The following is a 13,394-nucleotide window of genomic DNA, read 5'->3' as shown; positions in this document are numbered from 1 at the left end:
AGGCAAATCCGGAGACACAACACTGAGACACGAGACGAACGCACCACGGTGCGGAAGCCATTGATGCCCTGCTTCCAGGAAAAGCCTCTAAGCTTCAGATTACAAGTCATCGTACCCCAAACCGACACAGGTGGTCGGGTAGAGAATACCAAGGCGCTTGAGAGAACTCGGGTGAAGGAACTAGGCAAAATAGAACCGTAACTTCGGGAGAAGGTTCGCTCTTGTTGGTGAAGTCCCTTGCGGATGGAGCTGACGGGAGTCGCAGTGACCAGATGGCTGGGACTGTTTATCAAAAACACAGCACTCTGCAAACACGAAAGTGGACGTATAGGGTGTGACACCTGCCCGGTGCCGGAAGGTTAATTGATGGGGTTAGCGCAAGCGAAGCTCTTGATCGAAGCCCCGGTAAACGGCGGCCGTAACTATAACGGTCCTAAGGTAGCGAAATTCCTTGTCGGGTAAGTTCCGACCTGCACGAATGGTGTAACCATGGCCATGCTGTCTCCACCCGAGACTCAGTGAAATCGAATTCGCCGTGAAGATGCGGTGTACCCGCGGCTAGACGGAAAGACCCCGTGAACCTTTACTACAGCTTGGCACTGAACATTGAACCTACATGTGTAGGATAGGTGGGAGGCTTTGAAGGCGTGACGCCAGTTGCGCTGGAGCCGTCCTTGAAATACCACCCTTGTATGTTTGATGTTCTAACGCAGGGCCCTGAATCGGGCTCGCGGACAGTGCCTGGTGGGTAGTTTGACTGGGGCGGTCTCCTCCCAAAGAGTAACGGAGGAGCACGAAGGTTGGCTAATCCTGGTCGGACATCAGGAGGTTAGTGCAATGGCATAAGCCAGCTTAACTGCGAGACGGACAGGTCGAGCAGGTACGAAAGTAGGTCATAGTGATCCGGTGGTTCTGAATGGAAGGGCCATCGCTCAACGGATAAAAGGTACTCCGGGGATAACAGGCTGATACCGCCCAAGAGTTCATATCGACGGCGGTGTTTGGCACCTCGATGTCGGCTCATCACATCCTGGGGCTGAAGTCGGTCCCAAGGGTATGGCTGTTCGCCATTTAAAGTGGTACGCGAGCTGGGTTCAGAACGTCGTGAGACAGTTCGGTCCCTATCTGCCGTGGGCGTTGGATGATTGAAGGGAGTTGCTCCTAGTACGAGAGGACCGGAGTGAACGAACCTCTGGTGTTCGGGTTGTCACGCCAGTGGCACTGCCCGGTAGCTAAGTTCGGAATCGATAACCGCTGAAAGCATCTAAGCGGGAAGCGAGCCCTGAGATGAGTCATCCCTGACCCCTTGAGGGTCCTAAAGGGCCGTTGGAGACCACAACGTTGATAGGTGGGGTGTGTAAGCGCGGCGACGTGTTGAGCTAACCCATACTAATTACCCGTGAGGCTTAACCATACAACACCCAAGAAGTGTTCGAAGGCTTGTAGCAGATACCGAGAACGAACAACAAAATCAGCTTTCTTAGATTGAAGATTTTGCCTGGCGGCAATAGCGCAGTGGAACCACCTGACCCCATGCCGAACTCAGAAGTGAAACGCTGTAGCGCCGATGGTAGTGTGGCATTCGCCATGCGAGAGTAGGACACTGCCAGGCACCCAATTAAACAGCGATGTGCAAAATAACATCACTGGCTGCGAGGATGACACCTCATAGAAGCGGCACATGATTTAGCGAAAGCTAACCGAATGCGGAGCGGTAGTTCAGTCGGTTAGAATACCGGCCTGTCACGCCGGGGGTCGCGGGTTCGAGTCCCGTCCGCTCCGCCACTAATTGAAAGGCCTTCCCTGACGGGAAGGCCTTTTTGCTATCCGGCATTTGTACATGGGAATCGGGAATCAAGGGATTGCAGGCAGGGTTGCGAACTGAATCGCCCCGGCTTCTCTAGACACTTTCGAGCCGCTCGAAATATTGCTTTTCACACTCTACTGGCGATAGCCCATTGTTGAAACTGTGCCGGCGCTTGGGGTTGTAAAACATTTCAATGTAATCGAACACATCCTGCCGGGCTTCCTCGCGATCCGCATAGGTTTTACGTCGGATCCGCTCGCGTTTTAGGAGCTGGAAGAAACTCTCCGCCACCGCGTTATCATGACAATTGCCACGTCTGCTCATGCTGGCCTTAAGCCGATGATCCCGCAAAAAATCCTGCCAGTCATAGCTGCTAAACTGGCTCCCTTGGTCGGAATGAACCAGCACTTCCTGCTCCGGTCGCCGTCGCCACACCGCCATCAGTAACGCGCTGATAGCCAGCTCTCGGTCGATACGTGGCCCCATTGACCAACCAATGACTTGTCGTGAGAACAAATCCAATACCGCGGCCAGATAGAGCCAACCTTCATGGGTTCGGATATAAGTGATGTCTGTTACCCAGACCTTATTTGGCTCAGTCACATCGAACTGGCGTTCAAGATGGTTCGGTGCAACCACCGTTGGCCGGCCACCATAATGACCGGGACGGCGGCGATAACCGGTTTGTGAACGTAAACCTTCATGACGCATTAATCGCGCCACCCGGTGTTTCCCACAGGTCTCGCCCATCTCTCGCAGGTCATCCCGGATCTTGCGATAACCATAGATGCCCCCGCTTTCTAGCCAACATTGCTTGATCTGGCCAAGAAGGCGTTGGTCTTCCAGGGCTCGGGCAGATAAAGGCTGGTGCTGCCAGGCGTAATAACCGCTCGGGTGGACATTCATCATCCGACACAGTCTGCGGATGGGATGTGCGGACGCGTGCTCCCGGATGAAGGCGTACCTTACCCTGACAGCTTGGCAAAGTACGCGGCGGCCTTTTTTAAGATATCTCGCTCATCGGTGACGCGACGCAGTTCAGCCTTGAGGCGCCGAATTTCGGCTTGCTGGCTGGAGTCATCCTGTTGCTGCGCTTCGGGTTGGCTGTAGCGTTTGATCCAGACATAAAGACTGTGGCTGGAAATACCAAGTCGTTCAGCGACCTCTGCTACTGGGTAATTGCGCTCAGTCACCTGCTTGACGGCTGCCAGTTTGAATTCTTCTGTGTAACGTTGCTGCTTGCTCATAACACCTCCTGATTGACCTCAGTTTGAGGCTCTTGAGGTGTCTAGGAAAGTAGGGGCGATTCAACCAGCAAGAGATCGGTCTTGCCAAGTTGTCGGGATGGGGTTGTGAACTTTTGCTGGTGTGTTGAAGGTGCTGGCCCGGGAGGCTGTGTCCTGCGCATTGGAACCTGTGATCTCCAATGAAGATGGGTATGCCTGACGTAGGCATAAAAGGGCAGGCAAAAGAAAAGGGGACGGCGTCTGCCGTCCCCTCAAGTCATTTCGTCCAGTCCATGAACTGCCATGCTCCCTGCAATCCTTGACTCTATCCTTTCCTTTGGAATTTCCCCTTCCCAATCCGTTGGGGTGTCCTGTGGCCTTCCTAGCCTGGCAATCGATCCTGATTGCTTCACCCTCTCCATCCTGGAGGTGTCCGTTACCACATCCCGTGGTGTTCCTTGCGTCTTCCTGACAGATAACCACCCTGGCTATCTCGCTTCATCCTGAAGCTGTTCCTGACCGCATCTTGCGGCGTCCTTTCGTCCTTGCGAGTGACTGTCCTTGCCACTCAGCCTCTTCCTGAGGTGTCCTGAGACCGCATCCTGCAGTTGTCCTGTCGCTCCCTGTGATGACTATCCAAGTCATCGGCCTCATCCCGAGGTGTTCCTGATCCACGTCCTGTGGATTATTCCCTGTTTATTCGCCGTTCCTGCATCCTGCCGAACCGGCTCGTCCTTGTGAGACCCATAGTAAGGCAATCGTGTACATGTACAAGGCGGGCAAGGCGACAGGCGCAGGCCGCGGTGTGAATCACTCGTCCATACCCAAGCTTATTATTTATTTATATCAATAACTTAGTTGGTTTCTTTGGAAAGTATATCCCGCCCGGGATGGCTTTGCGTACGGTTCAACACTGAGGGGTCTTACAGGGGGAATGGCAGATCTCTCACAACCAAAAATCGGCAGGAAAACGATGGTACAGAAGGTTCAATCAGAGGTGCAAGAGTTAAAAATTAATTGAATAGTTATGTCTGAAAAACAAGCAAAAGCCGAGACCAGGCTCGGCTTTTCATCATGTGTTCTGAGTGTTTCTCAGCTGACCCGGGTGCCCGGCGCCGGGTATGCCTTGCGCAGTGACTCGGGAGCCAGCACTTCCAGATCGCCGCTCATGTTGTTCAGCCAGGAGCGGAACTCGGGCGTATCCTGCACTTCGGTCTCCACCACCACGCTGCGCTTGTCGTAGCGGGTCATGCGCGGATTGTGCCCAGGGATCTGCCCGTCGATCAGGGTAGGGCAGTTGGCATCGATACGGCCGACGAAGCGGATCGGGCCGCTGACGTCCTGATAACCCTGGTCGCGGATCAGCTTCTGGATGTTGAAATCCTTCGGCTGGGTCGCGCTGAAGTTGGTCAGCTCCACGTTCTTGATGTGATCGAACGGAATGCCATAGACCTTGGGATCCAGCTCGGACAGGGTGCAGAGCAGGATGGGGCCGTCGGACTGGTTCAGGATCCCGAGCGGGTTGATGCGGTCGTAGCAGAGCCACACGGTGCGCTCCTTGATGACGCGCTGGATCTCGGCGCTGAACTTGCGACCGCGCCAGAGGGCGTCGCGGATCAGGGTGCTGCGGCGGATTTCCGGGTTGCCGGCAAACGGACGCGGCGACTGATGCACGCTCTCCAGCCAGCGCTCGGCCAGTTCGCTCTGGCTGTCGCGGATCACCTGGCCGGCCTTGTCGACCAGCGGGTTCAATTCGGTCAGCACGCTCGCCGGCAGCAGTTGGCTCGCCTGATCGCTCCAGGTCTTCAGGGCCACTGCCAGAGAGAGCGGCATGATGTTGGCAAAATCGTTGAGGCCATGGCGCTCGAAGCACCAGCCATGGGGTTTGCTGCGTTCATCAGAGGTGAGGTCGAACAGCCCCATGCCGGACATCTCTTCCAGGTCCCGTTGCACGGTACGGAGACTGACGTGAATGCCTTCCTCTTCCAGTTTTACCTGGAGCTGGCTGGCGGTCAGCTTGTAAGGGCGGTGCGGGATGCAACGCGCCAAGGTCAGTTGTCGTAACAGCTTCTTACTCATGGTGCATGCCTTCACTGGTTTAGCGTTGAGTGTATCCTAGCCATGGCCTGCGACAGTCTATGTCGCAAGTTTTGCTGCGACAACTGTCGCCATTTTCATACAAAATTTCGTAAGGTGATGATAAATAAAGTAAAAAATGAGATTTGAAGGTCTGTTTGGGGCTTTTTTTTGCTGAGATTAAGCCTCGGCAGGATTGTCGCCATCCTGATGGCAGAGGGGGGAATGGGGTCCGGAGCGTATCGAGAGGGGGAAATGCGGTGAGGCACCAGCCCTCACCGCCAGGGGTCATCAGGCCAGCCAGGACCAGGCAGACTTGGTGATGGCCGCACCTATCATGTAGCCGAATACCGCGATTGCGGCGATGCCGGCCACGAGTTTCTGGCCGCGGGCCGGCCGCTTGAGCGCCATGACGCCGAGACCTATGTAGACCACCAGGGCGATCAGCTTGCCCATCAGCCAGGGCTGCTGACCTGGGTTCATCTGCAGGCTCACCGCCAACAGGATCCCGAACAGCAACAGGAAGGTGTCGTTGATATGGGGCAGGATCTTCAGCCACTTCTGCTGCAACCGCTCGCTGCCGCCGAGCGCCAGGCTCCAGCGGTAGACGAACAGCAGCAGGCTGACCAGGGCCAGGGTCATGTGCAGGTGTTTGAGCATGGGGTAATAGGCAATCATATTGCTTCCTTGTCGTTGTCGGGCAGACCGCTGTTCCAGTTGTGGGCGTGGGTACGCTCCTGCCCTTCCTGATCGTCTTGCAGCAGGTCGGAGAGGATTTCGCGGTATTGCAGGCTCTTGTTGATATAGGTGTGTTCGTCGTCCAGGTAGTTGACCTGTTCCCGCAGCAGCCGGTTGTCATACTGCTTGAACATCTGCCCGGCCCGCCAGGCCTGGTTGGCCCGGAATCCCAGCTGCGTCAGGGCCTCGACTCCGAGATCCACCGCCGACCCCAGGGTTTCCCGGTACACGCTGTCGATCCCGTGGCGCAGGATCTCGTGGGCGTGGGGCCTGTCCTGGGCACGGGCCAGGATCCTGAGATGCGGGAAGTGTTTCTTCACCATCTCGATCACCGCGAGAGAGGTGGCCGGATCGTTGATGGAGAGCACCAGCAGCTTGGCCTTGTGGGCGCCGGCGGCGTGCAGCAGGTCGAGCCGGCTGGCATCGCCGTAGAATACCTGATAGCCGTACTTGCGCAGCATCTCGATCTGGCTGGCGTCCTGCTCGAGTATGGTGGTGCCGATGCCATGGCCGTGCAGCAGGCGCCCCACTATCTGACCGAAGCGGCCGAAGCCGGCAATGATGACAGGGTGCTCCACCAGTTCCGGCTGCTCGTGCTCCGGCTGGTCCTCCCGATTTCGATAGTCGAACCAGGGCTGGATCACCCTGTCGTTCAGGATCAGCAAGAGCGGTGTCAGCGCCATGGAGAGCGCCACCACCAGGGTCAGCAGGGAGATGGTCTCCCCCGGCAGCACCTTGTTCTGGGCGGCGAACGAGAACAGCACGAAGGCGAATTCCCCCCCCTGGGCCAGGGCCAGGGCAAAGGTCCAGCGCTGGCTGGGGGAGATACGGATGATGAGGCCGAGCCCCATCAGCACACCCCATTTCAATACCATCAGGCCAATCACCAGGGTCGGGATGAGCAGGGGATGGGCGGCAAACAGGCTGAAGTCGATGCCGGCCCCCACCGACATGAAGAAGAGGCCGAGCAGCAGCCCCTTGAACGGCTCTATGTCCGCCTCCAGCTCGTGGCGGTATTCGCTGTCGGCCAGCACCACGCCGGCGAGGAAGGAGCCGAGGGCAGGGGAGAGGCCCACCGACTCCATCAGCACGGCGATGGCGATCACCAGCAGCAGGGCGGCGGCGACGAAGATCTCCCGCATGTGGGCCTCTGCGATGGCGCGGAACACGGGCCGCATCAGGTAGTGACCCCCCAGCACTATGCCGGCGATGGCGGCCACCACCAGCAGACCATGTTGCCAGCCCGCCAGTTCGGGGCCGCCGCCGCTGGCCACGGGCGCGATGGCGAGCAGCGGCAGTATGGCCAGGATGGGGATGACGGCGATGTCCTGGAACAGCAGCACCGCAAAGCCGGATCGGCCGCTCTCGCTCTGCATCAGCCTGCGCTCCTGCAGGCTCTGCAGCACGATGGCGGTGGAGGAGAGCGCCAGAATGAGGCCGATGGCCAGCCCCTGCTGCCAGGGCAGGCCGATGAGGGAGGCGACTCCGGTCAGGGCGGCGCTGGTGAGCAGCACCTGCAGGCCGCCGGTGCCGAGGATGGGGCCCTTCAACTGCCAGAGCAGGGCAGGACGAAGCTCCAGGCCTACCAGAAACAGCATCAGCACCACCCCGAACTCGGCGAAGTGCATCACATCCTTCTGCTCCCCCACCAGGCCGAGCAGGAAGGGGCCGATGATGATGCCCGCCAGCAGGTAACCGAGCACCGATCCCAGCCCCCAGCGCTTGGCCAGCGGCACCGCGATCACCGCGGCAGAAAGATAGATCAGGGCGTCAAACAGCAATCCGTGTCCCATCAGTGACTCCTCCGCCCTCGTTGTCTCGTCTCGCTTCGTATCATGACAGTCCCTCCAGCAGATCCCGCAGATAGGCGCTGCCGGCGAGCTTGGCCGGCGTCAGCTGTTCGTCCCTCAGGGCACAGAGCAACTGGCGATAGTCCTGGCCGCAGCGGCGCAGCGCCTCCGGGTCACGGATCTTGTGAAAGGAGTGCAGCACGAAGGGTGGCAACCAGGTCATGCCGCACAGCTGTGCGGTCTGCTGGAACGGCAGCAGAAAGTCCAGCAGGGGACGTTGGTTGTAGCCGGCGCTGCAATAGGATTCGGGAGCCCCCCCCGTGGTGATGGCAGAGAGCCACTGCTTGCCGCTGAGGGCGTGGGCTTCCGGGCCGTAGGCGTAGCCGTACTCCAGCACCAGGTCCATCCACTCCTTCATGATGGCCGGGCAGGAGTACCAGTAGAAGGGGTGCTGGAAGACGATGATGTCGTGCTCCGACAGCAGGCCCTGCTCCCGCTTCACGTCGATGAACATGTCGGGGTAGTGGTGGTAGAGGTCGTGCAGCGTGATGCCGTCCAGGCCGGACAAGGCCTGCAACAGTTGCTTGTTGGCCCGGGAACTCTGCAGCGCCGGGTGCGAGAAGATAACCAGAATGCGTTTCATGGGGTTCCTGAAGAGGTCTAGTACCGGCAAAAAAGGTGCATTGAGCAGCGACGTTATCAAGAAGCACCCTGGCCTGCCAGCATCGGGTGTGAATGACACCCTCACGGGGCATGGCGAGTCCCCGGCTGTGGCCGCGTCTGGCGGTCGATGGCCGTTATCTCGCGCGCTTTTGATCTCCCTCAGCTGGCGGGCTTGACCCTCCCCCAGGGCCAGGGGTTACCATGGGCCATCATTTCGTCAATGAGTCCTGTCATGGTCCTGACCCGTCGCCAACTCGCTCGCGCCCGCCGCTGGCTCCCCCTGTGGAGTCTGCTGATGGTGCTGATGTCGTTTGGCAGCCGGGCGGCCACCGATCTCTGTACCCTGACGCCCCATTGCAGCCAGAGCGAACGCATCCTGGAGAAGGCCATGCCCTGTGGCAGCTTCACCTCGGCGCTCGCCATGACGGCGCTCACCGCCGACAGCCTGACGGTGGCCCGGCTTGAGCCGGACTCCCCGGACTTCCTCTCCCCCTCCCTGTTCATGCCAGACGCGCCGTCCGAGCGACTGGAGCGTCCTCCCCGCCACCAAGGTTGAGTCGAGTTCCCCCGTTTTTTGGGCATTTCTTCTTATCCGAGGTGAGTTATGTACAAGTCCCTGTTGCTGGCCGTGGTGGCCGGTACCCTCAGTTTTTCTGCTCTGGCAGCCGAGCAGATGACCGTCTACAAGTCCAAGTACTGCGGCTGCTGCAAGACCTGGATCAAGCACATGGAAGAGAACGGCTTCGCAGTCAAGGTCGTGGAAACCGAAGAGCTTGAACCGGTCAAGCAGCAGCACGGTATCACTCCGCAGCTGGCGTCCTGCCACACCGGGGTGGTGAACGGCTATGTGGTGGAGGGGCATGTACCCGCCGCCGACGTGCAGAAGCTGCTCAAGGAGAAGCCGGCGATCCGCGGCCTGACCATTCCGGGCATGCCCCAGAGTGCGCCGGGCATGGACATTCCGGGTCAGCCCTATGAGGTGCTGAGCATAGACAAGGAGGGCGCGACCAAGGTCTGGTCGAGCTATCCCGGCTGATGAAGGCTGGCCGTGAGCAGGCACGCTTCCATCATGTGAGGCACACCTGAGCGAGCCCGTGCCGCTCGCGGTCAGGAAGGGGGCCGCCATCGCGAGATGGCGGCCCTTTTTCGTCGATTTGGGGGGAAAGTCAGGGGATCGCTTGCAACCCCGGGCGACAAGGGGCAGATTGATCGCCAATTTATTTTCTCAGGGACAGTGCACCCTTTCGCCAGCCTGGTCACCGCATCGGCGGTACGGGTGGCGGCGTGTGCCGTCGATGTCTGGCGTTCCCCCGGGCCGCCAGCCCTGTTACTGCGCAGAGGATGCGACATGTTCACCTTTTCCCGAGGGTTGCTGCTGGCTTGCCTGCTGGTCGCCCCCTCTTCCCATGCCAATGAAGAGTCCACCATGCCTACAAGCGATACCTCCCTCCCGTCCGCCATTGTTCCCCCGGTGGCGGCCAAGCATCCCCATCCACTCAAGAAGCACGGGGACACGCGGGTCGACAACTACTACTGGTTGCGCGATGACGAGCGGCAGAAACCCGAGGTGCTGGACTATCTCAAGGCCGAAAACGCCTACACCGAGGCCATGCTCAAGCCGGCCAAGCCGCTGCGTGATCAGCTCTACCAGGAGATGGTGGCCCGCATTCCCCAGCAGGACGAGTCCGTTCCCTATGTGAAGAACGGCTACCGTTACCAGACCCGCTACGAGCCGGGCAAGGAGTACGCCATCTACTCCCGCAGCAAGGTGGAGGGGGACGAGGCGTCCAGCCTGCTGCTGGACGGCAACCAGCGGGCCGAGGGGCACGACTTCTATTCTCTGGGAGCCCTGGAGGTGAGCCGCAACAACCGCTGGCTGGCGGTGGCGGAGGACTTCCTCTCCCGCCGTCAATACAAGATCCAGTTCCTGGATCTGGAGAGCGGAAAATGGGCCGCCGACGTCCTCGAGAACACCTCGGGCAACCTGGTGTGGGCCAACGACAGCAAGACGGTGTTCTATGTGCGCAAGCACCCCCAGACCCTGCTGCCCTATCAGGTCTATCGCCACACCCTCGGCACGGATCCGGCCAAGGATCAGCTGGTCTACGAGGAGAAGGACGACAGCTTCTACGTCAGCCTCTACGCCACCACCTCGGAAGACTTCATCGTCATCGCCCTCTCCAGCACCACCACCAGCGAGGCGCGCCTCATCGACGCCAATGTGCCGGGTCAGACGCCGCGCCTGTTCCTGCCGCGCCAGGTGGACCACGAATACAGCCTGGATCACTACCGCGGCCGCTTCTACGTGCGTTCCAACAAGGACGGCAAGAACTTCGGCCTGTACGAGACCAGGGAGAGCCCGGTGGAGCGCTGGAAGGCGGTGATCGCCCCCAATCCCGACGTGCTGCTGGAGAGCTACGCCCTGTTCAGGGACTGGCTGGTGCTGGAGGAGCGCAGCCAGGGGCTGACCCGGCTGCGTCAGGTCAACTGGCAGAGCGGCGAGCAGAAGGAGATCGCCTTCGACGACCCCGCCTACGTCACCTGGCTCGCCTACAACCCTGAGCCGGAGACGAGCGCCCTGCGCTATGGCTACTCCTCCATGACCACGCCGTCCTCCACCTATGAGCTCGACATGGACAGCGGCAAGCGCACCCTGCTCAAGCAGCAGCCGGTGGCGGGGTTCAAGGCGGACCAGTATGCCAGCGAGCGGCTCTGGATCGCCGCCCGCGACGGCGTCAAGGTGCCTGTCTCCCTGGTCTATCGCAAGGACAAGTTCAAGCAGGTCGGCCAGAATCCGCTGCTGGTCTATGGCTACGGCTCCTACGGCGCCAGCATGGATCCGGACTTCAGCAGCTCGCGCCTGAGCCTGCTGGATCGCGGCTTCGTCTACGCCATCGCCCATGTGCGGGGTGGCGAGGAGCTGGGCCGCACCTGGTATGAAGACGGCAAGCTGCTGAAGAAGCAGAACAGCTTCCACGACTTCATCGACGTGACCGAGGCGCTTGTGGCCCGGGGCTATGGCGCCAGAGATCAGGTCTACGCCATGGGGGGCAGCGCCGGTGGCCTGCTGATGGGGGCCGTCATCAACCAGGCGCCCCAGCTCTACCGCGGCGTGGTGGCCCAGGTGCCCTTCGTCGACGTGGTCACCACCATGCTGGACGAGTCCATTCCCCTCACCACGGGCGAGTACGACGAGTGGGGCAACCCGAACCAGAAGCGCTACTACGACTACATGCTGGCCTACAGCCCCTACGATCAGGTCAAGGCCCAGGCCTACCCCAATCTGCTGGTCACCACAGGGCTGCACGACTCCCAGGTGCAGTACTGGGAGCCGGCCAAGTGGGTCGCCAAGCTGCGGGAGCTGAAGACGGACGACAACCTGCTGCTGCTCAGCACCGACATGGACGCCGGTCACGGCGGCAAGTCGGGGCGCTTCAAGGCCTATGAGGACATCGCCCTGGAGTTCGCCTTCATCCTGGAGCTGGCCGGCAGCAAGGCGTGACCGCCAGGGTCGGATGAAAACGATTTGTAACGAAGCCCCGATCGGGCCGCCGGCGAAGGCGGTCGATCGGGGTTTCTGCATCCAGGTGGCGGCGACGTCATCGAGATGGTGTTTATGCTGGATATGGCCGTCATTTCGATAGAACACACCAGAATGGGAACCCTTGCCAGTCAAGGGTTACGAAAGAATCTGCCCACGTTTTTATTGCTTCCATTCGATGGCGCATCTAATTAATCTGCGGCAGAGAAATTGATGATCCGCTTCAAAATTCTCGCTATTTAAATCCACCATTTTGCTGTTTTGTTTGATTTATGTTGGCGCCATGTGCTTAATCGGGGGCGTTAACTCTTTTGAACTGGCCAGCCGTGGTCAGATCACCTCCGATCGGCATGACGCCGATTATCTCACCGCAGGATGATGGTGGCTGATGGCAGGGCGCTCGCCGCTCGACCATTTCCTCGTACGAGGCTGTACAGGCAGATCCGGTCTTGATGCGGGTCCGTCTCATATTCACCCGGGAATCGGGTGGGATAAATCAATGAAAAGGATGAAGAACATGAAAGGATTATCCTTGGCGTGCGCCCTGTCGGCTGCCCTGGTCGGTGTCTCTTTTGGTGGTCCGGTACAGGCGCAGGAGCGCTTCGTGACCATAGGCACCGGCGGTCAGACCGGCGTCTACTATGTGGCGGGCCAGTCCATCTGCCGCTTCCTCAACCGCGGCGCCGCCGATCACCAGATCAAGTGCAACGCACCGGCCAGTGGCGGTGGCGTGGCCAACGTCAACGGCATCCGCTCCGGTGAGTTCAACTTCGGCATCATGCAGTCCGACCACCAGTACAAGGCGATGAAGGGCGTAGAGCCGTTCAAGGCCGAAGGGGCCATGGACGACATCCGCGCCGTCTTCTCCCTGCAGAGCGAAGTGTTCACCATCCTGGCCCGCAAGGACGCCAAGGTCGCCGGCTTCGACGATCTCAAGGGCAAGCGCGTCAACATCGGCAACCCGGGCTCCGGCCAGCGGGACACCTTCGAAGAGATCATGGCCGTCAAGGGCTGGGACAAGTCCGCCTTCAGCCTGGTCTCCGAGCTCAAGCCCGCCGAGCAGGCCTCCGCCCTGGGTGACAACAACATCGACGCCATGAGCTACTTCGTCGGCCACCCGAACGGCGCCATCCAGGAAGCCTCCACCACCACAGACACCGTGTTGGTGCCGGTGACCGGCCCCGAGATCGACAAGCTGCTGGCCGAGAAGAGCTACTACAGCAAGGCCGAGATCCCCGGTGGCCTCTACAAGGGCAGCCCGAACCCGACCCCGTCCATCGGCGGCAAGGCGGTGCTCTCCACCAGCGCCAAGGCCGATCCGGAAGTGGTCTACCAGCTGGTCAAGTCCGTGTTCGACAACCTGGATCGCTTCAAGCGCCTGCACCCGGCCTTCGCCGACCTGAAGGAGGCCGACATGATCAAGGTGGGTCTCTCCGCCCCGCTGCATGAAGGCGCGGTCCGCTACTACAAGGAACGTGGCTGGATGTAATCCGGCTGCGGCTTCGGATGTGCCCCGGACTCGCTCCTCCTTAGGGGGAGCGAGTCCCGTTTAT

9 protein-coding genes, 1 tRNA gene and 2 rRNA genes (1 of these 12 running past the window's edge) are annotated in these 13,394 nt (G+C 59.9%); 7 read left to right on the top strand and 5 right to left on the bottom strand.

All coding sequences use genetic code 11. The features are described from left to right. From I6L39_RS05215 to I6L39_RS05205, 3 genes are all read left to right on the top strand, one after another. Positions 1-1,414 (top strand): 23S ribosomal RNA (locus I6L39_RS05215); it begins 1,475 nt to the left of the window's first position. 83 nt (positions 1,415-1,497) lie between these two features. Beyond that, a 5S ribosomal RNA gene (rrf, locus tag I6L39_RS05210) occupies positions 1,498-1,612 on the top strand. A gap of 96 nt (positions 1,613-1,708) precedes the next feature. After that, positions 1,709-1,785 (top strand) — tRNA-Asp (locus tag I6L39_RS05205). 115 nt (positions 1,786-1,900) lie between these two features. Here the strand turns inward: I6L39_RS05205 and I6L39_RS05200 are convergent. From I6L39_RS05200 to I6L39_RS05180, 5 genes are all read right to left on the bottom strand, one after another. Next, a protein-coding gene (locus tag I6L39_RS05200; protein WP_216990557.1) for an IS3 family transposase occupies positions 1,901-3,054 on the bottom strand; the annotation gives its coding sequence in 2 pieces (ribosomal slippage) (positions 1,901-2,817 and positions 2,817-3,054; 1,155 coding nt in all). 1,071 nt (positions 3,055-4,125) lie between these two features. After that, a complete protein-coding gene (locus I6L39_RS05195; protein ID WP_209793814.1) occupies positions 4,126-5,112 on the bottom strand; it encodes a YafY family protein in 987 nt (328 codons plus the stop codon). Between the two features lie 288 nt (positions 5,113-5,400). Beyond that, positions 5,401-5,787, bottom strand: a complete 387-nt coding sequence (locus tag I6L39_RS05190; protein WP_209793813.1) for a SirB2 family protein — start codon at positions 5,785-5,787, stop codon at positions 5,401-5,403. Continuing rightward, on the bottom strand, positions 5,784-7,640 hold the full coding sequence (locus I6L39_RS05185) for a monovalent cation:proton antiporter-2 (CPA2) family protein (RefSeq protein ID WP_216991234.1): 1,857 nt from the start codon (positions 7,638-7,640) through the stop codon (positions 5,784-5,786). Before I6L39_RS05185 ends, I6L39_RS05190 begins: the two co-directional genes overlap by 4 nt. Positions 7,641-7,680: 40 nt before the next feature. After that, a complete protein-coding gene (locus I6L39_RS05180) occupies positions 7,681-8,280 on the bottom strand; it encodes an NAD(P)H-dependent oxidoreductase (protein WP_216991233.1) in 600 nt (199 codons plus the stop codon). Positions 8,281-8,532: 252 nt separating this feature from the next. Between I6L39_RS05180 and I6L39_RS05175 the strand changes: the two genes are divergently transcribed. From I6L39_RS05175 to I6L39_RS05160, 4 genes are all read left to right on the top strand, one after another. Then, a complete protein-coding gene (locus I6L39_RS05175; RefSeq protein ID WP_216991232.1) occupies positions 8,533-8,856 on the top strand; it encodes a hypothetical protein in 324 nt (107 codons plus the stop codon). Between the two features lie 48 nt (positions 8,857-8,904). Then, positions 8,905-9,336, top strand: a complete 432-nt coding sequence (locus tag I6L39_RS05170) for a DUF411 domain-containing protein (RefSeq protein ID WP_216991231.1) — start codon at positions 8,905-8,907, stop codon at positions 9,334-9,336. A 312-nt stretch (positions 9,337-9,648) separates the two neighbouring features. After that, positions 9,649-11,802, top strand: a complete 2,154-nt coding sequence (locus I6L39_RS05165; RefSeq protein ID WP_216991230.1) for a S9 family peptidase — start codon at positions 9,649-9,651, stop codon at positions 11,800-11,802. A 556-nt stretch (positions 11,803-12,358) separates the two neighbouring features. After that, positions 12,359-13,330, top strand: a complete 972-nt coding sequence (locus I6L39_RS05160; protein ID WP_042076184.1) for a TAXI family TRAP transporter solute-binding subunit — start codon at positions 12,359-12,361, stop codon at positions 13,328-13,330. The last annotated feature ends 64 nt before the right edge of the window (positions 13,331-13,394 follow it).

Origin of the sequence: Aeromonas sp. FDAARGOS 1409, assembly GCF_019048705.1 — a bacterium.
GTDB classification, from domain to species: domain Bacteria; phylum Pseudomonadota; class Gammaproteobacteria; order Enterobacterales; family Aeromonadaceae; genus Aeromonas; species Aeromonas sanarellii.
Note: the sequence above shows the minus strand (reverse complement) of the source record. Positions and strands in the feature narration are given on the sequence as shown.